The organism is uncultured Thalassolituus sp. (assembly GCF_950066645.1).
In the GTDB taxonomy this organism is placed as follows: domain Bacteria; phylum Pseudomonadota; class Gammaproteobacteria; order Pseudomonadales; family Oceanobacteraceae; genus Thalassolituus.
The window spans coordinates 194,486-216,860 of record NZ_CATMFB010000001.1 but is presented as its reverse complement, the minus strand read 5'-3'; the positions used below and the strand labels follow the sequence as shown (position 1 = coordinate 216,860).

The window sequence follows — 22,375 nt, the reverse complement described above, 5'->3', positions numbered from 1 at the left end:
CAAAATCTGTCGCGGATTATTTCCACCACTTTTTCTCGAACGTTGATGGGTCTTTCAGTGGCGAGCTCGGTCCACGGACCGGTGCCGTACCATCAATCAGAGACTGCATGTAGTTGTAGGCCATGTCACCGAAGACACCACAGTAGGCCAGAGACTCATCAACCGCCGCCTGGAAGTGTACGCCCGCCCATACACGGCTCTGACCACAATCCTGCTCGAAGTCACTCCAGGTATCGAACACGATCGTTGTGTCTGCTGCCGGTGTCAGGCCAGACTCGATGCGTGACGAACCTGCTGGATACTCAACCGGGAAGCCCAGCTGATCATCACCCAGGAATACCCGCGCAGACTGAGAGTGCGCCGCACAGAAACAGGAAGACGCTGATGGATACTCTGGGTGATCCGCCTCTTCCATGTATGCACGCCATTGGTTGGCAGGCATCGTCACTGTGCCAGCACCCGGGCCGCCCCAACCTTCAACTGGCTGGTCGCCATAGATATGCCGAATTGCAGAGAAGGGACGAACGGCATCGTATTCGATTTTTTCCTGCCATACGAAGATACCGGCATCAAACGCCGCCATATTGGTCAGGAAGTCGAGCTGGATGAATTCCATCAGTGACAGACCACGGGACTGTGCCGCAAATACTGCAGAGAAGCCCAGCGACAGAATCTTGTTGTCGAACAGCTCTGCTTTCAGTTTCTGATCTTCAGTCAGGTTGGCAGAAGCTGCCAGTACTTCATCGGCCTGCTGCTTATACAGGTGCTTGAAGGGTGCAAAGCTGTTTGCCGGCCATGGCACGCTGAACTGCTGTGGATCGTCGTAGGCATAAGGTTCAACGTTGGAGTATTGCGGAGTCACAAACTGCTGAACTTTGTACAGACCAACACCCTTACGCTGAACATCTGGCTGCCACTTGGAAGGACGCTTCAGCTCATAGGCGGTATTCTTTGGCTCGTAACCGGTGTAATCAGCGTACGGCTGCGGATGCACATCCTGGTTCACCCAACCGGCCTGGTTCATACCATCGTTAAGACGACCTTCAACCACGGCCGCACCGGCAACGTTACCGATACCGACTGGCGTCGTCAGGTCAGTGCTGTTGTCGTCTGGATCGAGGCCAGCATCGATGAGAATCTGACGCCACTCGTTCAGGCGGTGTGGCAGCAGAGTTTTCAGAACCTGGTAAGAAGCGTAGACAGTCGCGATGTTGATGTTTTCGTTATCAACGCTCTCTGACGCAGGGCGGTTAGGGATACGCGAATACACACCAACAGCCGTTGGATGATACGGCGCTGCAGCATCAAACCAGGCATTCGTGATCTGCGCAGTAATACGCAGAACCAGCGTCGCATCACCACCTGAAGTAGAAACATCCTGGAAGATCGCCGGAGCAACATTAGAGATCACCAGTTCCACCGGAGCATTGCCGTTCTGGAAGTCATAAGCAGACGCCTGAGAAGCTGCAACCGTCAGCAGAGCAGATGTCGCCAGAGCCAGAGGGCGGCCCTTGAGGAGAGGGAGTTTCATAAGATTTTCCTTATCTGATTGATTAGAGTTTTGCACCCAAAACCGCTGAAGACATAACTAGCGGCAGATAAGAATATGCGCCTTTTTCCTTACTGAATCATTGCATTTGTCGTAATTTGACATAACAAATAGTCAGGTTGATGAACAAGCACGCCTTATTGATAATTTTGTCGTTAACAGTGCACTTAACTACGATTTTTTCACTCGACCAATAACACCACAAGCGCCAGATCATCAATTTGTGTCCGGAATTGACACATAAGTAGCGGTTTTTATGGCCGTTAAGCAAAAAAAGCTCACTGACCAGGGAACCCAGTTTCAACCCGTTCAGTGCGGCAAAAGTTCACTATACTGTGAAAGACCTTATAACGGACAGGGATATGACTTCGCTGCAGGCCTTCTTTAACTCACCCGGATTCAGCAAGCCGTTTGAATTCATTATCGCTCTGGCAATTATTACTTCTGTGATCGCTTTCGCGGTCGGCACACTGCCGTCTCCAGACGAGACGACGCTGTGGATACTGAACCTGTCAGAGCACGTATTTGTCTCCGTATTTACCCTTGAGTACCTTATCCGGTTGATCCGGGCAGAAAAGAAAACACAATATATATTCAGCTTCTACGGTGTTATCGACCTGCTCGCCATCCTGCCTTATTACCTGGTCATGCTCTTTGGCCTGCAACCTCTGAGGCTTCTGTCACTGTTCCGCCTCGTGCGCATTCTTAAACTCACCCGCTACCTGACGGCCATGAGGCGCTTTTATCTGGCGCTGGCTGACGCCTGGGAAGAACTGACGCTCTTTTTTGCTGCCAGTATGGTGATGATTTTCCTCGCGGCGGTGGGAATTTATCATTTTGAACACGAAGCTCAGCCTGAGGTCTACAGGTCATTGTTCGATGCCCTCTGGTGGGCCATCGTGACGCTGACCACAGTTGGCTACGGCGATATGGTTCCGATAACGCACGCAGGGCGCCTGTTTACGTTTGGTGTGTTACTCACCGGGTTAGGTTTAATTGCCGTCCCAACGGCTATTATTGCGGCATCACTGCATACCGTCAGAGAGCGCCTCGCCGAAGAAACAAAAAACGACGATTACAACGTCTGATCCCAGTCCGCAGCCCCGCCCGGGGCTGATAACGCCACGTATTGGCAGCGATTGTTCAGATTCGTCAGCAAGGCTTTGAATTGGTCAACCCTCACTATCGGAGCTGCACGCACCCTATATACTGCAGCTCTCAGATAACCCCATGTAAAAAGGATCTAACCAATGAAAACCTTCGTAAAAACAGGATGTGTTGCTCTCGCACTGGCCGCAACAGTGGCGCTCCCGGCTCAGGCATCAGACGATCATAAAGACAGAAAATCGTCTGCGTTCGAAAAATTCGATCTGAACGGTGATGGCGGCATCACCGAAATTGAATTGAACGAAGTGATGGCTGCACGTGCAGAAAAGCAGAACGACGACGATAAGAAAAAGCGCGGCATGCGCGGCCTGGGTTCTTTCGCCGAGATGGACACCAACTCAGATGGCGTAATTTCTGAAGAAGAATTCTCCAGTAAGAAATTCAGTCACCGCGGCAAAGACAAGAATAAAAAAAAGGACGCTGAATAAATAAAACATTATTTAGCATCATAACCTTCGGCAATGTGCTTATCTTTTAAACGCACATAGTTGCCGGCTCCGTACGTAAAAAAGCTGCGCTCTTTATCGGTAACAGGGCGCACTTTTTTTGCAGGCGTTCCCATATATACAAAACCACTTTCAAGTACTTTGCCTGGAGAAACTGTCGCACCCGCCGCGACAATAACTTCGTCTTCTACCACGGCACCGTCCATAATCATCGACTTCATACCGATCAGTACGCGACTTCCTATGGTGCAGCCATGCAGCATCGCCTGATGGCCGATGGTCACATCGTCTCCTATGATCAGCGGATAACCGCCGGGGTTGTAGTCGGAGGCATGAGTGATATGCAATACGGCCCCGTCCTGAACCGAAGTGCGCGCACCGATACGTATATGGTGCATATCGCCACGGATGACTGCTAAGGGCCAGACCGAACAGTCTTCTCCCAGATGAACATCACCGATGACAACCGCGGTGCGATCTACAAATACCCGTTCGCCCAATGTCGGAGTGATGCCCTGATAGGTACGAATATCCTGGTGATTACTGGTCATTGGAAAGGTCTCTCATAAATAGTATTTAAAGTTGCTCTGTCGTCTGCCGTCCGATAACGCGCACAACCACAACCTCGTCAGGCCCGCTGCGGAAACAGATGACATGCTTCTGCACGACGGCTTTGCGGTAATCTGATTCAATGCCCTTAAATACAGGAAGCAGCTCTGGAAGCTCCGTCATCTGCGCGAACTTGTCGCCCAACATCTGCATGTATGATTCAGCAGCGCGAACGCCGAATTGCCTTACTCCATACTCATAGATGTCAGTAAGATCACTCTCTGCCTGATTGGTAAACCGCAGCGTTCTCATGAATGGCAACCTTATCCCTGGCAGCGTTTAAAATGTCGTCAAAGCTCTTTTCCGAGAGCCCCGAGCGTTCACCTTCAGCCAATGCCCTGCGCACACGCTCGACTTCATCCAGTCTCTCCTGATCACGGCGGATCAGATCACGGATGTACTCACTGTCATTCGTAAAATCACCGCTGGCGATGCGGGACTTAATCCACTCACTCTGCGGCGCGGTGACGGTAATGGTTTTACGGATCGTCGACATACCAGCTCCGATGCTTCGCACCAATAATCATACTATTGATGCATCATAGTGCATTGTAGAAAGAAATAACAACAGACAACCCATACGGTCGCGCTTGAAATCCCCCCCCAAACCCCAATACTTACAGCATCGTTAACGAAATTCCCCCGCTCACGGAGCCGCTGTTTATGTCCAACCCGCTTCTGCAGAAACACGCCCTACCTCCTTTTTCTGACATTAACGCCGAGCACGTACTGCCGGCGGTGGAAGAGCACCTGAACACCAACCGCACCCGCATCAGCGAGCTGTTGGGTAAGTTCGCCAGTGGTGAAGCGACACCAACATGGGAGTCGTTAATCGAGCCCATGGACGAATGGCACGATGAGCTGAGCAAAGCCTGGTCGCCAGTCGGCCACCTCAATGGCGTGCTTAACAGTGATGAGCTGCGTGAAGCCTACAACGCCTGTCTGCCGTTGCTGAGCCAGTACTGGACGGAGTTCGGCCAGAACGAAGACCTGTTCAAAGCCTACGACGCGCTGAAGAACAGTCCGGAATTCGACAATCTGAGCGTGCCTCAGAAGACGGCGATCAATAATGCGCTGCGTGACTTCCGTTTATCCGGCATTGATCTGCCCGCCGATAAAAAAGCGCGTTACGCCGAAATCCAGCAGAAGCTGTCAGCCCTGACCAGTAAGTTCAGTGAGAACGTTCTGGATGCTACCGCCGCATGGACCAAGCACATCACCGACGTTTCAGAACTCGACGGCGTACCGGAGTCGGGCTTAGGTCTGCTTGCGCAACAAGCCAAACAACGCGAACTCGAAGGCTACGTGATCACCCTCGACTTCCCGTCGTACATGCCGATCATGAGCTACTGCACCAACCGCGAATTGCGCGAAGAACTGTACACCGCCTTCGTCACCCGCGCCTCAGACACCGGCCCGAACGCCGGCGAATTCGATAACAGCCAGAACATGAAAGACATTCTGGCGCTTCGCTATGAACTCGCCACTCTGCTGGGCTTCGACAACTACGCAGAATACTCAGTGGCGACCAAGATGGCGGAATCTGGCCAGGAGGTCATCGACTTCCTCAATGATCTGGCGGCCAAAGCCAAACCACAGGCTGAGCGTGAATTTGGCGAGCTGAAAGCCTACGCTGCCGACGAACTGGGCATGACCGACCTGAAACCCTGGGACGTGACCTTCGCCGCAGAAAAACTGCGTCAGGCACGCTACAGCATTTCTCAGGAAGACATCCGCCCGTATCTGCCGGTTGATACCGTCATCAAAGGCATGTTCGAAGTGGTCTCTCGCCTGTACGGCGTTGAATTTGAAGAGCAGAACGAGTTCGATACTTACCACCCGGATGCACGCTTCTTCCACGTCACCAAAGACGGCAAACAAATCGCGGCCTTCTATCTCGATTTATACGCCCGCTCGAAAAAACGTGGCGGCGCCTGGATGGACGACTGCCGCGTGCGTCGCTCCACCAAAGACGGCGTGCAGCTACCGGTTGCCTATCTGGTCTGTAACTTCAGCCCGGCGGTGGAAGATACGCCTGCCCTGCTGACCCACGACGAAATGACCACCCTGTTCCACGAGTTTGGTCACGGCCTGCACCATATGATGACCGAGATCGACGTCAGCGCCGTCAGCGGTATTAACGGTGTAGCCTGGGATGCGGTCGAGCTGCCAAGTCAGTTTATGGAAAACTGGTGCTACGAGCCGGAAGCGCTGGCCTTCCTGTCGGGACACTATGAAACCGGCGAACCACTGCCACAGGAGCTGCTGGATAAGCTGCTCGCGGCGAAAAACTTCCAGAGCGCCATGATGACCATGCGCCAACTCGAATTCGCCCTGTTCGACTTCCGCCTACACCGCGAATACAGCGACAGCAACCCAGTTACAGCCGCCCAGATCCTGAGCGAAGTGCGCGAAAAAGTGACCGTGGTACCAACCGTGGATTTCAACCGCTTCCAGCATGGCTTTACCCACATCTTCGCGGGTGGATATGCGGCCGGTTACTACAGCTATAAATGGGCCGAGGTACTGAGCGCCGATGCGTATTCACGCTTTGAAGAAGAAGGCATCTTCAACAAAACCACCGGCGAAAGCTTCCTGAAAGAAATCCTCTCTCAGGGCGGTTCCCGTGAAGCTGCTGAACTGTTTGAAGCCTTCCGTGGCCGCAAGCCATCGGTAGAACCGCTGCTGCGTCATTCCGGCATTGAAATCCCGGAGGTCGCATGAGTGACACCCCAGCATCCCCAAAACGCCCGCGCCGCTTTATTGCCGGCGCGGTCTGCCCTAAGTGCTCAGAAATGGACCGCACAGTGATGTACTCCAACGACGACGGCGACGAAGTCCGCGAATGCATAAGCTGTGGTTACAGCCAGACGAGCACAGAGCAGGCAGCGGAAGTTGCCCAGGCTGACGGCCTGGCGACTGAACTGACCACCCGCGTGACACCAGTGAATGGCAAAGCGTTGTTAGATGAAGATGTAAAACCGCTGAAGATTCTGGGACTGGACGATCCTAAGAGTTAAAACTTCCCTGCAGGTTAATGCTCAGCCTGGCTCTTGAGAGCACTGATGTTACCGGAGGGAATCTGATACCCTTCCGGTAACTCAGACTCAAGACATGGACGCCTGTGAAGTTATCTAAGCCCTGTTCTGCAAGACGTATCTATAAATCACATATCTCGGCATTGCGCTGCATCGTGTCCGCCACGCTGGTCAGTCTTACCTCTATTGCGTACAACGCAGCTATCGCTGACCCCATCTACTCCGAAGACTTTGATGCCGCACTGCCTCCCGTGCCGGAAGGTATTGAGACCCACCGCCACACCGGCGTATGGCTACTCAGTTTCAAAGACGATGCTTTCTATGAATCCGTAGATTACGACGGCCATACCACCAAAACCACCGTCAGTACTGTTGGCCGGATCTATTCAGTTATAGAGCCATCAAGCGAGTATAACTCCGAAACGGACACCACAACCTACGACCATTCCCGACCAATACCTCTGGACCTGAGCTGCCTCCCGTTTGATAGAGAGGATGGCATACCAACGGCTCCGGACGACTGGTCGGAGAGTTACGAAAGAATTAATTACTACTACAACCCCATCACTGATACTGAGACCGAAACCGGCAAACTCACAGTCGATATTAACGGTGCAGAACTGTCCGGGCACGGAGCATTTCTTCAACATCCTGCAGGCTTCAAAGGGCGCTTCAATGCCGACAATCTGATCGCGCATTCGCTACGTTTTCAAGGCATAAAAATCAGTAATACCGCGTCCATTTCGGACAACGACGACCTGGATACAGAAATCAGCGTCTCATGCTTCGGAGCGTTTAAACAAACAACAACCAAAAACAACGACAACACGGTAACAACCAGAATATTGCCCGACGACTGGGCAGGCCCGAATGAAGAGATAGTCAATCCGCCCTACTTCGATATTTACGACTTTTACGCCGAAATATCCTCAGTAGAACAGGAAAGAACAGAAATTTATCAACTGATCCTGAAGTAAGGTCTGCACTATGACTAAATTATCACTGGCACTGGCTTTTACTGCGGTAGCGTCTTCTGCCTGCCTGTCTGGTTGTGACCACCCGAATTCGACAACCCCAACGAACCCGGACTTCAACAGTAAAAGCGTTTTTACCGACTACGGCACCTACGGACGTACCATACATTTCTATGATGTCGAAGGAAACGAGTGGTGCTACTACGATCTACTGACGATGGAGAGCTCCGAAGAAATCACTTTAACGATATCTGCCCCGGTTCAGGAAAAGTGCAATATAAATACAGAATTGCCGCTCGTCAGTTACAGCGCAAAAATAACCGGAGAGAACTTAAAGGAAGACACTATATCTTTAAGCACAGTGATGACTGACAGTTCACGTACAAACGGTGTTTATTCAACGGACTATAAGTACAGAGAGGACACATCTGACAGTGAGCCTCTATCCCCTTTTGTTATCTTTTTCAGGGCCGATGAGAGAATCATGGTGAACGTGGAAATTGAGACTACAGAATCAGGACTGATAGCCAATATTCCATTTATTACCGATTACATCATGGCACCAGCTGGAGAGTCAGTTGCTCATTCGACGCCATTCCCCAATCTGTTTACCGGAAACTCGCCTGAAGTTTATGAAGAGCTTTTTAATGCCTATGGTTTCCTTGATCACCTAAGGACGGGCGACCTACCATACCCAGAAACAGAATATTATTTATTCACTCTTTCAGTAGAGAATCGCTACAACCTTTATCGAGATCACCCCTATCAGAAACTGTCTCCTTCCGAGAATGACCCTTATCCCTTGAGTCAGATCAGGATCCAGTGATAGTACCTGGTTACAAGGCCAGCACTAAATAATCATGAACTTCTGAGGGTACTGTTGTCTTAGCTACAGTACCCGCAGCACCCGCACTAAGCGGGCGGTAGTGACAGGACGCCACTATGCCCGCTACTACACCCGCCACCATGCCAGCCTCTGTTTCAGATCTCAGAGCCCACGATCATCAACCCAACGGTCAAACTCTGGCATCACCCGAGGCAGGCCCGTGCCAGTGACCAGCATATGATCCATATTGTACAGCTCGACAAACTTACCCTGAGCATACCGGTCGGCAGTGGCACGGCCTATCGGTGTACGGACAATGCGGTCCTGGGTACCTGAGACCACAAGAACAGGGGATTTGATCCGCTCTGGATACACTTTGCTGGCCCGTTTTTTATCAAGAAACCAGAGCGCCATTTCAAAGTAGGCTTTGCCAGACTCGGCCTTCAGCTGCACGAAAGCGTCACGCATTTTCTCTTCATCCTGCAACTGGCAGGTACTCCAGCGGAATGTTTCCCACTCGGGCATAAGCGGCTTGCGCCAGAATCCCCAACGGGCAAAGTGGTGCTGAAAGGTCGCTAACATCGTCGGATACATGGCAAACATGCCTGCTGCCGGTGCAGGAGAGAGCAGCATCAGGCCCGCATGCTCCACTTCCTGAGCAATCAGCTGGGCAATCAGGCCGCCCATCGACCAACCAACAATGATAGGCGGCTGCTCCAGAGTCCGGATCAGTTCAATGAAATCATCGCGGTAGTCCAGCAGGCTGGTGTCTTTCATGGCCAATGCCCCCTCGAGAAGCGGGAGGTCATGGTGACGCAGCGGTGGCGCATACACCGTATGCCCCCGGGCTTCGAACTCGGCTTTCATATCGTCCCAGACTTCGGGGTAGCAGTAAGTTCCGGCAACCAGAACGATGGGGGCTTTTTGTCCAGACATGCGTCGCGTCCTCTGAAAGTGAGTGGCTACGTTAACAAATACAGGATAAACAGGTCACGTTTTACGAAAAATCGTCTTGTTATATCGCGACACTGTACCTAGACTGCAGAAAACAGCGATCAACACAGCACCTGACGTCGGCGGACAGGTCTGGCAGGAAGCCAGCCTGTCCGTTTGTTTATCTGAATCTTCCAGCTCAGCAATGGCAGCGCCCCTAATCTGGGTTACACTCCGGGTATGTCACGGAGACCTGTTTTGAAGCCACGCATACTGACATTCTTTCTGCTGATGACCGGGCTACTGCAGCTGAGTGGTTGTGCCACTTATGGCAGTGGTATCGAACAGGCGCTGACCAGCGTGGAGCAGGGAAACTACCCGGAGGCCGCACGCAGAATTGAAGCAAGCCTGACTCCGGAAGGCAGCGACCGCCTCCTGTATCACCTCGAACTCGGCGTTATCCGCCACCTCGAAGGCGATTACGCCACAAGTAATACGCTACTTGAGCGCGCATCCCGTATCGTTGAAAGTCTGCAGACCACCAGCATCAGTGACTCGCTGGTGTCTCTGATGAGCAACCCCCGCAATGCCGCTTACGCCGGCAACGAGCACGAGCGGGTACTTATCTACTACTACAAAGCTCTGAATTACCTCGCAATCGCCGGAAACCTTCCTGCCGGCAATGCCCGTCAGGACGCCATCGAGGGCGCCCGTATTGAATCCCGTCGCCTGCTGTTGCGCCTCCAGGCTCTGAAGAATAATGAGGGATCTTACGACAATGCGCAGGACGATAAGGAACGCACCTTCAGTAAGGTGATGAATGTGTTCTCAGCGCTGATGGGGAATCTTGTCGATGCGGATGCGCTCACCTACCGCGACGATGCACTGGCGCACTATCTGACGGGCATCAGCTTCGAAATGAACGGCGAGTACGACAATGCCCGGATCAGCTATCAGAAAGCGGCCGAAAGTTACGGCAAGGGTTACGCCGAGCAGTTCCGCCTGGGCGAAGGAATGGAAGAACAGGCCTGGTTCGACACCGTACGGATGATGCAGCTGAGTGGATTCAGCAGTGGCGAGTGGCAGATCTTCGCAGACAGGCATCTGTCGCAGGCACGCCAGCAGGAGTTGCAGCAGGTCCGGGGCAAAGCTCAGGTGCTGGTGATGGAGCATAAGGGCCGGGTCCCTCCCAAGAAAGAGCTCAACCTGTCACTGGCCATCAACCCCAACCTTCGGGCCTTGCAGTTGCAGCCTTACTTTTTTGAGTACAGCCAGGAACAGATGAACTGGTTTTACCTGCTTTACGCCGACAAAATGGTGTTTGGGCTGGTCGCCGACTATCTCAATGCGACCCGTAACTTCCGTATCGATTTCTTCAGTAAAACCCTGTTTCTCGGTCCGCTTTACGATGAGGCAGAACGCATCGGCCTCACCAGTGCCATAGGGAACTCTCTGCGCGTCACTGTGCCTTATTATGGTAAGCCGGTGGCGTATGGCGCCAGCCGTGTGACGGCGAACGGCGTCACCCTGCCCCTCTCTGTCGCGGCGAGCCCACAACAGATGGCGATTCAGGAGCAGATGAAACAGGCGGGTCCGGAAATACGTGCCGCCCTGGCAAGGTCGGCCGTAAAAGCGATGACAGCTATGGCGATTGGCCAGGGGGACAGCTCAGGTTTTCTGGCGTTTGCAGGAAAACTGGCGGCGCAACTGACAGATGCAGCCGACACCCGAAGCTGGCTTCTGCTGCCTGCAGAAGTCCACATCAGGCGCTTGTTTCTTGATCCGGGAGACTACACACTGGCACTGGACTCGACGCTGGAGGCCGGGCAGCGCACCCGCCGTACGACAGAGTTATCGCTGCAGACCGGTGATATCAGACTCTGGCAGGTACGAACTCTTGCCGCCAACCAGACTGCTGCACCTGACGAAATTTCCGCGCCTGCGCCCGGACACGACGAGAATGCAGGCCGTACCGAAGATGAATCGACAAAACCGACCCGACGACTGCCAACCAAGGACTGAACCATGCTCACTACTATGACCAGACTGGCCACCCTGACCATGATCGGCGCTGCTCTGATTACCACAGGCTGCACCACAAAAGTGGCCCGCGTTGATACCAGCGAAGAGATCGCGCTGTCAGATCAGTGGAATGCTAAAGACTCGGAGCTTGTTGCCAACGAAATGATCACTGACATGGTGTCGTTCCCGTGGGCAAGTGAATTTGAACTGCAGAACAACCGTCGTCCGACCGTTATCATTCAGCGCATCAGTAACAAGTCCCACGAGCATATTGCCGTAGATACCTTCGTTAACGACATTAAGCGCGCCATCATCCGTTCAGGCAAAGCCAGCTTTGTTGCCGGTGGTGAAGAACGCGACTCTCTCCGGGAAGAACGTCGTGATCAGGAGCTGAACGCGAAAGACGCGAAGCAGATGGGCCAGGAAAAGGCCGCTGATTTTGCACTCTCTGGTTCCATTAACAGCATCGTCGATGAAGAAGGCAAAAAGCGGGTGACCTTCTATCAGGTGGACATGAAGCTGATCGACATGGAATCGAACATCGAAGTATGGAATGGCCAGAAGAAAATTCAGAAGTATCAGAAGCGCGATTCGTTCGGTTTCTGAGACCCGGGCCACACTTCCGGGCTGAATTCTTCAGGCTACGGATTGTCACATTATTAACCTGATACCCGGGTTGTAATGCATGTACACTAGGCCGCCTCTGATTAACACGGGGTGGCTGTTTTCGCCACTGCAAAGGACGATTCAGACCGGAAGGCACCGATGATCCGACATTTCCGCTGTAACTTTTTAATTGCTTCCTGCTCTGCCGTATTACTGGCAGGCTGTTCTGGCCTCGCCACCACGCCCTCTGATGATTCTGAGATTATTCCGGACGACCGTATTCAGGCATCCGCACTACCCGGCTGGGTCACGGACACACCGGATGATAAGAAAATGGCCTACGGCGTAGGCTCAATGGAAATTTATGGTAATCCCGATCAGGCGCTGAAGCGGGCTTCCGATTTCGCCCGGGCCGATCTTGTCAGCCGCCTTAAGGTCACGGTTTCTGCAGAAACCAGCAGTACCACCAGCGAGTACAGCCTGAACGGCGAAACCAGCCTGCAGAAAAGCGTATCGCAGGCCGTCAGCAGCCGTATTCCCACCGTTACCCTCGACGAGGTGGAAATCCGCGATACATACGTCGATAACCGTTATGCCTATGCGCTGGCATCCCTGGATCGTGTCGCTGCCACCTCGCGACTGCAGACACAGATGCAGGACATCGAAAGCCAGCTGCAGACGATGTCTCAGCAACCCGTCAGCGGCACAGGCAAGCTGGAGCGACTGCAACAGCAACTGCCGGCACTGACGCTGTTTGCACGCCACGACAAGCTGGCCCAACAGTACGCTCTGATCGCCATCAGCCGACGTACCCCTCAGGTCAGCACAGAGATGCAGGATTTTCGTCGCAGTATTCTGGCAGCGGTCAAAGATCTGAACGTCCGTCTCGTATTGATGGATGACGGTGCCAAAATCATGCGGGGTGGTTTAACAGAAACCCTGACAGCGCAGGGCCTGCGCCTCAGTACCGTTGGCGTCCCGGACCTGACCTTTGAAGTCAGCGCGGTTCTGGATAGCCGTCAGCAGGAAGGTAACTATTACGTGTTCGCGAATGCCCGGGTTAATCTGAGAGACCCGCAGGGGCGGGTTCTGAGCTCCTTCTCTGACACATCGCGTGGCATATCAGGCATGCAGCAGACCGCGTTGCATAAGGCGTCAGAAGCACTGGCGCAGAAGCTCTCCGGGACATTGGCTGAGACTCTGACGGAACGACTCCAGTAACTCAGGCGTCAGTATCCAGACGCACAATCCCGGATTTACCCTCGAAATCTCCCAGTATCCAGATCTGCTCGAACGGATGATGGCGCGGCACACAGATGTGCCGCCGCAGGTGCCTGATGGCGTGTGCATTCCACTGTGGATGGGCATTGCGGATCAACAGCCAGACACGCTGACTTTTATACGATTTGGTCGCCTTCTGAGCCAGAATGCGATTCAGTGCAGACAGCAACCGGTGGTTGGTGTTCTGCTCGCGGGATTGTTCTTCGAGGGCGGCTCTCGTCTCCTCACTGAGTGGGCGCCGGAGAATATTCATCGCCTCTTCTTCACTGCCATAGAGGTGTGCGACTTCGATATCCAGCTTGCTCCCTTCGAGCATGCAGGAGACATCCGGGCGGACCGGCTGGTTGTGCCAGAGGTGACGGATTTCACGTCCTGTTTCACGCTCATACGCACGCATAAACAACTTGGCAGCCTGATGCTCTAACTGGATTTTCTCCATGTCACTGGAAGAAAGATCAGCCACTACTCACCTCTACTGACGCACACGACAGACCGATATCAGAACCTCCAGCAGCCGCTGCGGATCAACAGGCTTGGCCACGTGTGCATTCATACCTGCGGCAAGGCACTGCTCGATGTCCGAATCCATCGCATTCGCGGTCATACCGATGACGGGTAACGACGTACTGATATCGTCCCGTATTCTTCTTGTGGCCTGATATCCATCCATCACTGGCATCTGAATGTCCATCAGCACGGCATCGTATTCCATCCCATCGCGCAGCTGATGCAATGCTTCCAGGCCATTTTCAGCGATATCGGAAGCAGCACCAAAGCCCGCCAGCAGTTCTCTGGTGATGATCTGATTCATGGCTACGTCTTCGACCACCAGAATACGACACCCGGTGAGCGGAAGGTCTTCTTCTTCCAGCCCGATGCTTTCTATCGGACGACGCACCGGTAGCGGCTGGCTGATTTCCTTGAGCGAGAGATTGGCACAGAACTCACTGCCCATACCTTCTGTGCTGCGGACAAGAATGTCACCGTCCATCAGAGAGGCGATTCGCTTACAGATGCTCAGCCCCAGCCCTGTACCACCGTATTCGCGACTGGTGGTGACGTCTACCTGCCCGAACGCGGTAAAAATATGATCCAGCTTTTCTTTCGGAATCCCGATACCGGTATCACGCACCCGGATCTGCAGGGTGTGAGTTGCCGCCATATAAGCAAAACTGAGACTGACACTACCGACAGAAGTAAAGCGGAAGGCATTGCTGAGCAGATTGAGTACGATCTGCTCCGTACGCAGATAGTCGCCCTCCAGCTGCTCAGGAACGGACTCCTGTATATCAATACTGAAATCAAGTCGCTTATCCTGAGCGACCTGTCCGAACAGTGCCTGCATTTTCTCAGCAATCAGACGGATATCCACGACCGACACTTCGAGCTCCATTTTCCCGGCCTCGATCTTGGCATAGTCCAGCGTCTGATTAATCAGTGCCAGCAAGGTATCCGACGCCAGCTGAGCATTTTTCAGATACCGCTTCTGTTCCGGGGTCAGGGGGGTTCTCAGCACCAGATGCAGGAAGCCGATGATGGCGTTCATGGGTGTTCTGAGTTCATGACTGATGTTGGCAAGAAACGAAGATTTCGCCAGGCTGGCGGCGTTGGCCTGCTGGGCGGCAATTTCAAGCTCGCTCGTCTTCTCGCGTACCTTCAGACTGATGGACTCAATGGTGCCCGCTGTCGTCATAGTAAAAGCCAGGAACAACGCCGCGATGATAAAGCCCCCGGTGAGAATGACGTAACTCGACCAGTCGTCAGCCTCGTAGGTGTAATCTGCCGAAGGAAAAATCTCGATCTCGTAATTGCGGGTACCAAAGTCGCGGTAGTAAACAAAATCAACCAGGTGATTCTGATTGCGACTCTCGGCCTCATACAGACGCTTACCGCCATCGGTAATATCAGTCAGGTTGAAGCTTAAGTTCGCCTGACGGGCCCGTTCAAAACTGTCCCCAAGAATGCCTTCAAGACGCATCACCCCACTGGCATAGCCCACGAGGGATTTATCTACCGGATTGAACACGGGTTTGTAGACGATGATGGCCTTCTGCTGCTGCGTTTCCTGAGCCAGTACAATCGGCGCTGTTGCAACGGGCTTGCCCAGTTTTGCGGCATTCACCAGAGCAGTCCTGCGTGCTTCATTGGCAGCCAGGTTCAGACCGAACGCCCGCTTATTTAACTCAAAGGGGTAGATATAAAGCACAGGGTAATAGAGGTCCCGCTCAGCAGCGGGCTGCAATGAACCGTCCTCAGCGAACTCAGTGAAAACATAGTCAGGGAAACCATGGGTACGGAAATACTCTTCCCACTTAAGACGGCCTGCGTGGTCTACCGCCTCAGTCCAGCCGATGCCATGAAATACGCTGTCTTCTTTCATGATCAGATCGGAAAAATGATTAAATTCTTCCCGTGACACATAATCACTGGCAACAAACAGGGCCGCGTACGCCGACAGCTTATTTTCGGATATCTCAAGACGCGTTTGGATCGTATTGGCGAGGTGATCTGCTTCCGCCTGCAGCGTCTGGTAGCGTTTTTCTTCAGCATCCCCCAGTGACTTGAGGAACAACAGATACACCATGGCCAGAATTGCGGCAAAGGGGATCAGAGAGCGGATCTTCTGGCGTCGTTTAAAGTCGGGGTTGCTGAAGACAACATTCGCTACGGGGGCCACCAGCAGCACCCCCACTGCATCACCAATCAACCAGGTCACCCAGGTGAAGGCCACATAGGTATCCGTCACCACGCCTGCACTGTAAAGGGTGATCACCCCGACCGTTGCAGCCACTGTGCTGCAGGCAATGGCAATCATCAGTGTAAAGCGCACCAGCACACCGGGATCGCCCCAACGACTGTCTTCACCGATGAAACGGCGGTACACCATTCCCTGAATCACCGCCTGAACGGTAGAGCCAAGACTGATAAATAGTCCGGGAGCAAGAGCGTCGAAGGAAGGGAAGGCTTCATAAGCCAGATTGATCGAATTCGCTGCCACCGCACCGAGAAAAATGCCTATCACTGGCAGTATTCCCGGAATCAGCATAATCGCTGCCAGAGCGAATCCTGCCGCGGGCCACACAGGTGCGGCAAAATTCGGCGGTATCGCCAGCAGATGACCCAACATTGCCCCCACGAAGTACAGTAGAGCAACGCCGGGGACTATTAAGATCCTGTGCAATGACATATCCAGTTAATTACAACCCAGTCACAGTATAGACGCCCGACGGAAAGCTGAGTCACTACGGGCCGTTATCACTTTGCCTGCAGCAGTGCGATAAATCAAAGGATGCCAGCACCTGGTCAGGCTGTTACCATATACAACTATTTTCGTAGTCGGTCGCCATACCGCTACTGCTTCGCATAACGATAATGATTAACAGGAGCACCCAATGGCAGAGAAAGATTACATTGCCATGTGGTTCAATGTCCGTAAGCCTTACGGCATCAGTGATACCGTTTATTGGGGTTGGTATGACCCCGCCACCAAAGACATCGACTGGAAGACATGGCAACACGCCGATGCGGACGGCATGATTGGATTCACCAACATTCTTCGTCCGATGGGCTACCCCTGCTATCCACTTCCCGTCTGTAACGAGACATCCGTCCCAAGCTGGCGCGAAATACGCAAAGCTCAGAAAGAGTTCGGCCAGCCACCAGCCGCGAATCAGGTAAAGTGGAAACAGACCTACCCCTGCGTCTACTCCCCCAACGACACTTTTATGCCCGAAGTTCGCAGCTTCTCTGAAGAAGATACCCAGAAGCTCAAAGCCTGGTGCAAAGAGAACAAGGTCAGCTTCGGAAATCTGGTGTACGCCACCATGAGTAAAGTGGTCTCAGCCCGTATGATCGAAGGCGGTGAGCCCTTCAGCTGGTTCTTTCCGGTCAATGTGCGTGGCGCCACGGGTATTAAAACGGAGTCTTTTAATCAGGCCTCCGGTATCTACATCGAAGTGAATAAGAATTCCGAACCTCAGGACTGGCAGGCACAGATGCGCCTGCGCCTGAAATCGAAGGAGCAATGGAAAAACTGGAAGCTCGCAAATATCGGTAAGTACGTCGGTGAGCGGGGTGTCGCGCTGATCTATAAACTGACCAGCGGCAAACAGTTCTACGCCGGCAACTGCTCTAATCTCGGTGAATGGCCACTTCCCGGCCAAGACAATCCGCCCCGCCCTGATCACAGGGTTCTGGCGGCAGTAGCTCCCGGCACGGCCAACTACCCAATTTCAGGCACAACCCTGGAATGGTATGGGCAGTTAACTCTGACCTTCAAAATGCACCCCTACGTTTGTGATAGCCAGGAGCTGATCGCAGAGCTTGCAGACGCCTGGTACGAAGCATTAATGGGTTATATCCGCTGATCCTCCTGTCTGATTGGTCTGAGCGTTCAACTCGGGCCAATCAGCCTCCGCACTTTCACGCCTTTAGTGACTTTTTCCTGCACCGCTCTGCGGGCTGCTCCTACGCTTAACACATTACTTCCCTCTTTCTGGAGCACCCCGGTGGCTGAAAAAGATTACATTGCCATGTGGTTCAATGCGCGCCGTCGTTACGGTATCAGCGATACCATTTACTGGGGTTGGTATTACCCTGAAACCCGCACCATCGACTGGAAGTCCTGGCGTCATGCAGATGCCGACGGCCTCGCGGGGCTGGCCATAGAAATGCGTAAGCTTGGCTACCCATCGACGCCTCTCCCCGTCTGCAATGAAACAGAAGTACCCGATTGGAAGAGCATCCGGGCAGCAAAGGCGGAGTATCCGACGGAAGAATCCGAAAAAATCGTCCACTGGCGCCATAAGTACACCCACCCAGACGGCACGCTGTTCAGGCCTGAGGTTACTACCCTGTCAAAAGACGAATCTGATCAGGTAAAAGCACACTGCAAAGAGATCCGCGTCAGCTATGGCAATCTGATTTTTGCTGCACTCAGCCGTGTGGTTGCGCGGGAGCTGGTCAGTGGCGATCAACCTTTCTACTGGTTCTTCCCCGTGAATGTCCGCGGCGCCACCGGTATTCAGACTGAAAGCTTCAATCAGGTATCCGGTGTCAATATCCGCGTAACACCCGCCACAACCGCGAACGAGTGGCAGGATCAGATGCGTCAGCGAATGAAGGCCAGGGAACACTGGGCCATGTGGAAGCAGGCCTGCCTGTCGAGATATCTCGGAGAAACCGGTACCGCACTCGTGTATCGAATGACCAGCGGTAAACATTTCTACGCTGGAAACTGCAGCAACCTCGGAAGCTGGCCGCTGCCTCACGAGAACAACCCACCCAATCCGGACGATGGCCGCTATCTTGTCGGCGCTGCCCCGGGGACGGCGAATTATCCTGTGTCGAGCAGTATGATCGAGTGGTACGGCGCGATCGCCCTGACACTGAAACTGCACCCAACCATCTGCCGCGATCAGGCGATGGTGCAGTCACTGGCCGACGCCTGGAAAAACGAAGTGCTGCGGGAGACCGGCCAACTGACCAGCGCCGGAGCCACCCGGGCTAAGGCATAAAAAAAGCCCGCGGATGCGGGCTCTTTTTTCTTACTTGCCGTAGCGCTCCTGCAGCGCACGGATCCGGTCATCCAGCGGAGGGTGAGTGGCAAACAAGGCCGAAAACTTACCTTCACCGCGGATACCAAAGGCGACTAACTCACCCTGCAGCTCGCTTGGCTGCTCGTAGGTTTCTTTCAGACGCATCAGGGCAGACGCCATCGCCGCCGGACTGACCAGTTCGGCACCGGCCTGATCGGCGCGATACTCACGACGACGGCTGAACCAGGCGACAATGGTCGATGCCAGAATACCCAGAATAATCTCCGACACTATGGTCGCCACAAAGAAGCCAATCCCCGGGCCGTTTTCGTTCTTAAGAATCGCCTTATCCACGAAGTTACCGATGATACGGGCAAAGAACATAACAAACGCGTTCACAACCCCCTGAATGAGAGCCAGCGTCACCATGTCACCATTGGCCACGTGGCCTATCTCGTGACCGAGTACCGCTTTCACTTCTTCTTTGCTCATACGCTGCAGCAGTCCCGTAGACACAGCCACCAGCGCATCATTCTTATTCCAGCCAGTCGCAAACGCGTTCGGCGCGTCAGACTGGAAGATACCAACCTCAGGCATACCTATGCCCGCTTTATCGGCCAGTTCTTTTACTGTGCTGACCAACCACTGCTCGCCGGAGTTATGCGGCTGATCAATGATCTGGACGCGCATACCTTTCTTCGCCATCCACTTAGAAATGAACAACGACACCAGAGAGCCGGCCATGCCGAACACCAGACAGAAAATCATCAGCGATTTCAGGTCGAGACCCGAACCGTTCTGTTGAAAATAGCTATCCACACCCAGAAGGCTCAGCGTTATGCTGGCGACTGCGATCACAGCTAAGTTGGTTGCCAAAAACAAAAATATGCGAAGCATCTCTGTGCTCTCCGTTATTAAACTCTGTTACCTATGATGCCTGAAGTGGGGGTTTTTCTCCCTGAATTCAATTGCCGGTCAGTGTAAAAAAACGTGATGACACCCTCAGACATGGGTATCATGCCCCTACCCAGGGGGAGGTTGCCGCCGAGCAGCCTGAGATTAGCCTCAGAGCTTAAACCCCGGAACCTGATCCGGTTAGTACCGGCGTAGGAATGGGATAGCAGGGGCCTGTGACCTCTGCATGACAATTCGGATGTAGTGCTCAGCACACCTACGCATACGCCGGGTCTTTGTTAACCACCAGTTTTAAGGTTTACAGGAAGACCCATGACATCAAGACTGCTCCGCTCGCCGCTCGCGCTGGCTGTTTTCGCTGCCAGCACCCTCAGCCATGCTGATGAGGTGGCACTGACTCCCGTGACGGTAGAGGCCGATTTCCGCCAGACTGACGTACAGCAGATCCCCGAGGCCGTCACCGTTGTCGGCAGCGATGACATCAGCGCCCGCAGCGCCGAACACCTCGAACAGGTACTGAGCTTCGCGCCGAATGTGAATTACTCATCGGGTGCCTCACGCGGTCGTTTTTATCAGATTCGCGGCATTGGTGAGCGCAGTCAGTTTATCGATCCGGTCAACCCTTCCGTCGGTCTCGTTATTGATGGCATCGATATGACGGGTCTGGGCGGCGCTGCCACACTCTTCGACATCAAACAGGTGGAAGTTCTCCGTGGCCCGCAAGGGACACGTTTCGGTGCCAATGCACTGGCCGGTATGATCAATATCCGTTCGAATAATCCAACCAAAGAAACCGAAGGCTATCTGTCAGCGCGCGCCGGTAACTATGACAGCTACGGCCTGGGTGGGGCAGTGTCAGGTAGCCTCAGCGATACAGCACAAGGCCGGATTGCCGTTCACGGATATCAGTCAGACGGTTATATCGATAACACCTTCCTGGACCGCGATGACACCAACAACATCGACGAAATCGTCGCCCGCGGTAAGCTGGCGTTTCAGGTCAGTGACGACACAGACATCGGCCTGACTTACCTCTACGCCGATATCGACAACGGCTACGATGCGTTCAGTCTGGATAACACGCGGGAGACGCTGTCTGACGATCCGGGTACTGACGCTCAGGAAACCCATGCGCTTGCTCTGTCTCTGGATACTCAGCTCAACAGCGCAGCGGTACTGCAGAGCGAGATCACCAGCAGTCGCTCAGACATTGAATACAGCTACGATGAAGACTGGTCTTACGTTGGAATAGCACCGGGTTGGGAGTACAGCGTTTTCGACCAGTACCTGCGTGAATACGAGCGTAACACCGCAGACATCCGCCTGCTGTCAGGCACCGACGGTCGATTGTTCGGCAACAGCACTGACTGGGTCGTTGGCCTGTACGCCATGCAGCGTAGTGAAGATCTGACACGTAACAAAACGGGCAAAGCACAATACCAAAGCGAACTTGATGCTGCGTCATTTGCAGCGTACGGCGAATTATCTCTGAACCTTGGCGAGATGCTCCGGTTTATCGCCGGGACCCGCGTTGAGAACTGGACCAATGAGTTCAGCGATAGTAACGGTCTGGATGATAAGACAGACGAAACCTTGGTGGCTGCCAAGCTTACTGCTGAAGCACTGATCACCTACGACCACCTGGCCTACCTGTCTCTCGCCCGTGGCTATAAAGCCGGGGGAGTAAACAGTGAGCCTGCACTGGACTCTGCTTTGCGCACTTTTGATGCAGAAATCAATCACAGCATCGAAGTGGGCCTCAAATCATCCATGCTGGAAAACTCGCTGAAAACCCGTATCGCCGCCTTCTATATTGACCGGAAAGACCAGCAGATCAAGAACTCGTTTACCTATATGGAAGATGGGGCGCCTCAGTTTAAGGACTACATCGGCAACACCAAAAACGGTAAAAACTACGGTTTCGAGCTGGAATCAGACTGGGACATCACAGAGCGCCTGAACTGGGCACTGAGCTACGGCTATCTGATCACTGAAATTGGCGAATACACCTATGAGTCTGAATACTACGGTGTCTTCGTTCAGGATGGTCGCCAGCAGGCTCACGCTCCTCAGTACAGTGCAGCAACCGCACTGACCTATGGCCTGACGGATGCACTGTCTGTTCGCCTGGAAACGGAAGCGAAAGACGAGTACTACTTTTCAGACAGTCACGACCTTAAATCGGAAGCCTACGTTCTCTGGCACGCCCGTGTTGCTTATGCTCAGCCGGCGTACGAAGTCGCCCTGTATGGTCGCAACCTGACCGATCGTGACTACGAGGTTCGTGGTTTCGGTTTTGGTAACGACCCTCGCGATGGTTACTCGTCGTATGGTCACTACCAGTACGGTGAGCCTCTGACGTACGGTGTGGAAGGTAAATTCTACTTCTGACACTGACAAAGCGGTGGGCAATGCCCACCCTACCAGCATTAAAGGTGCGCACCGCGCACCTGTAACGACGTCTACCTTTCA

General features: G+C 53.5%; 20 protein-coding genes and 1 riboswitch. Of the genes, 12 read left to right on the top strand and 8 right to left on the bottom strand.

What is annotated here, in order from left to right; all coding sequences use genetic code 11:
- Nucleotides 1-16: 16 nt before the first annotated feature.
- Nucleotides 17-1,531, bottom strand: a complete 1,515-nt coding sequence (locus tag Q1L85_RS00970) for a vanadium-dependent haloperoxidase (protein WP_300426369.1) — start codon at nucleotides 1,529-1,531, stop codon at nucleotides 17-19.
- A 380-nt stretch (nucleotides 1,532-1,911) separates the two neighbouring features.
- Here Q1L85_RS00970 and Q1L85_RS00965 point away from each other — a divergent pair, with 380 nt between their 5' ends.
- Together Q1L85_RS00965 and Q1L85_RS00960 are read left to right on the top strand one after the other, a co-directional pair.
- Nucleotides 1,912-2,637, top strand: a complete 726-nt coding sequence (locus tag Q1L85_RS00965; RefSeq protein ID WP_300426367.1) for an ion transporter — start codon at nucleotides 1,912-1,914, stop codon at nucleotides 2,635-2,637.
- Nucleotides 2,638-2,799: 162 nt separating this feature from the next.
- Nucleotides 2,800-3,144, top strand: a complete 345-nt coding sequence (locus tag Q1L85_RS00960) for an EF-hand domain-containing protein (protein ID WP_300426366.1) — start codon at nucleotides 2,800-2,802, stop codon at nucleotides 3,142-3,144.
- 8 nt (nucleotides 3,145-3,152) lie between these two features.
- Here Q1L85_RS00960 and Q1L85_RS00955 read toward each other — a convergent pair whose 3' ends face one another.
- Genes Q1L85_RS00955 through Q1L85_RS00945 form a run of 3 tightly spaced genes read right to left on the bottom strand, consistent with a single transcriptional unit; the run spans nucleotide 3,153 to nucleotide 4,267 of the window.
- Nucleotides 3,153-3,713: a gamma carbonic anhydrase family protein gene (locus Q1L85_RS00955; protein WP_300426364.1), complete on the bottom strand. Its 561-nt coding sequence runs from the start codon at nucleotides 3,711-3,713 to the stop codon at nucleotides 3,153-3,155.
- Between the two features lie 25 nt (nucleotides 3,714-3,738).
- Complete coding sequence (locus Q1L85_RS00950; protein WP_300426363.1) at nucleotides 3,739-4,023, bottom strand: type II toxin-antitoxin system RelE/ParE family toxin; 285 nt, start codon at nucleotides 4,021-4,023, stop codon at nucleotides 3,739-3,741.
- The gene (locus tag Q1L85_RS00945) at nucleotides 3,986-4,267 is read right to left on the bottom strand and encodes a type II toxin-antitoxin system ParD family antitoxin (protein WP_300426362.1); all 282 of its coding nucleotides are present in this window, start codon (nucleotides 4,265-4,267) and stop codon (nucleotides 3,986-3,988) included. The genes Q1L85_RS00950 and Q1L85_RS00945 overlap by 38 nt, the downstream gene beginning before the upstream one ends.
- Nucleotides 4,268-4,434: 167 nt before the next feature.
- On the opposite strand from Q1L85_RS00945, the gene prlC reads away from it, so the two are divergent.
- The 4 genes from prlC (at nucleotide 4,435) to Q1L85_RS00925 (ending at nucleotide 8,609) form a co-directional block, all read left to right on the top strand.
- On the top strand, nucleotides 4,435-6,495 hold the full coding sequence (gene prlC, locus Q1L85_RS00940; protein ID WP_300426361.1) for an oligopeptidase A: 2,061 nt from the start codon (nucleotides 4,435-4,437) through the stop codon (nucleotides 6,493-6,495).
- Complete coding sequence (locus Q1L85_RS00935; RefSeq protein WP_300426360.1) at nucleotides 6,492-6,791, top strand: YheV family putative zinc ribbon protein; 300 nt, start codon at nucleotides 6,492-6,494, stop codon at nucleotides 6,789-6,791. Before prlC ends, Q1L85_RS00935 begins: the two co-directional genes overlap by 4 nt.
- Nucleotides 6,792-6,895: 104 nt before the next feature.
- Nucleotides 6,896-7,786 (top strand): hypothetical protein, encoded by an 891-nt coding sequence (locus tag Q1L85_RS00930; protein ID WP_300426359.1) that lies wholly within the window; start codon nucleotides 6,896-6,898, stop codon nucleotides 7,784-7,786.
- 10 nt (nucleotides 7,787-7,796) lie between these two features.
- Nucleotides 7,797-8,609, top strand: a complete 813-nt coding sequence (locus Q1L85_RS00925) for a hypothetical protein (protein ID WP_300426357.1) — start codon at nucleotides 7,797-7,799, stop codon at nucleotides 8,607-8,609.
- A gap of 162 nt (nucleotides 8,610-8,771) precedes the next feature.
- Here the strand turns inward: Q1L85_RS00925 and Q1L85_RS00920 are convergent, their stop codons facing one another.
- On the bottom strand, nucleotides 8,772-9,545 hold the full coding sequence (locus Q1L85_RS00920) for an alpha/beta hydrolase (RefSeq protein ID WP_300426356.1): 774 nt from the start codon (nucleotides 9,543-9,545) through the stop codon (nucleotides 8,772-8,774).
- Between the two features lie 255 nt (nucleotides 9,546-9,800).
- Between Q1L85_RS00920 and Q1L85_RS00915 the strand changes: the two genes are divergently transcribed.
- The 3 genes from Q1L85_RS00915 to Q1L85_RS00905 all read left to right on the top strand — a co-directional run bounded on the left by Q1L85_RS00915 (nucleotide 9,801) and on the right by Q1L85_RS00905 (nucleotide 13,391).
- Nucleotides 9,801-11,564, top strand: coding sequence for a hypothetical protein (locus tag Q1L85_RS00915; protein WP_300426354.1), 1,764 nt, complete (start codon nucleotides 9,801-9,803; stop codon nucleotides 11,562-11,564).
- 3 nt (nucleotides 11,565-11,567) lie between these two features.
- Nucleotides 11,568-12,170, top strand: coding sequence for a penicillin-binding protein activator LpoB (locus Q1L85_RS00910; protein ID WP_300426353.1), 603 nt, complete (start codon nucleotides 11,568-11,570; stop codon nucleotides 12,168-12,170).
- Nucleotides 12,171-12,329: 159 nt separating this feature from the next.
- Nucleotides 12,330-13,391, top strand: a complete 1,062-nt coding sequence (locus Q1L85_RS00905; RefSeq protein WP_300426351.1) for an LPP20 family lipoprotein — start codon at nucleotides 12,330-12,332, stop codon at nucleotides 13,389-13,391.
- 1 nt (nucleotide 13,392) lies between these two features.
- On the opposite strand, the gene Q1L85_RS00900 is transcribed toward Q1L85_RS00905, so the two are convergent.
- Both Q1L85_RS00900 and Q1L85_RS00895 read right to left on the bottom strand, forming a co-directional pair.
- On the bottom strand, nucleotides 13,393-13,914 hold the full coding sequence (locus Q1L85_RS00900) for a hypothetical protein (protein ID WP_307726787.1): 522 nt from the start codon (nucleotides 13,912-13,914) through the stop codon (nucleotides 13,393-13,395).
- Nucleotides 13,915-13,923: 9 nt separating this feature from the next.
- Entirely contained in the window at nucleotides 13,924-16,638 is a 2,715-nt protein-coding gene (locus Q1L85_RS00895; protein WP_300426349.1) for a CHASE domain-containing protein, read from the bottom strand.
- 205 nt (nucleotides 16,639-16,843) lie between these two features.
- On the opposite strand from Q1L85_RS00895, the gene Q1L85_RS00890 reads away from it, so the two are divergent.
- On the top strand, nucleotides 16,844-17,818 hold the full coding sequence (locus Q1L85_RS00890; RefSeq protein ID WP_300426348.1) for a hypothetical protein: 975 nt from the start codon (nucleotides 16,844-16,846) through the stop codon (nucleotides 17,816-17,818).
- 141 nt (nucleotides 17,819-17,959) lie between these two features.
- Complete coding sequence (locus Q1L85_RS00885) at nucleotides 17,960-18,967, top strand: hypothetical protein (RefSeq protein WP_300432009.1); 1,008 nt, start codon at nucleotides 17,960-17,962, stop codon at nucleotides 18,965-18,967.
- A 30-nt stretch (nucleotides 18,968-18,997) separates the two neighbouring features.
- On the opposite strand, the gene htpX is transcribed toward Q1L85_RS00885, so the two are convergent.
- Nucleotides 18,998-19,885: a protease HtpX gene (gene htpX, locus Q1L85_RS00880; RefSeq protein ID WP_300426344.1), complete on the bottom strand. Its 888-nt coding sequence runs from the start codon at nucleotides 19,883-19,885 to the stop codon at nucleotides 18,998-19,000.
- Between the two features lie 123 nt (nucleotides 19,886-20,008).
- Nucleotides 20,009-20,118, top strand: a riboswitch (TPP riboswitch).
- A gap of 97 nt (nucleotides 20,119-20,215) precedes the next feature.
- On the opposite strand from htpX, the gene Q1L85_RS00875 reads away from it, so the two are divergent.
- Nucleotides 20,216-22,294: a TonB-dependent receptor gene (locus Q1L85_RS00875; protein ID WP_300426343.1), complete on the top strand. Its 2,079-nt coding sequence runs from the start codon at nucleotides 20,216-20,218 to the stop codon at nucleotides 22,292-22,294.
- Nucleotides 22,295-22,375 lie beyond the last annotated feature (81 nt).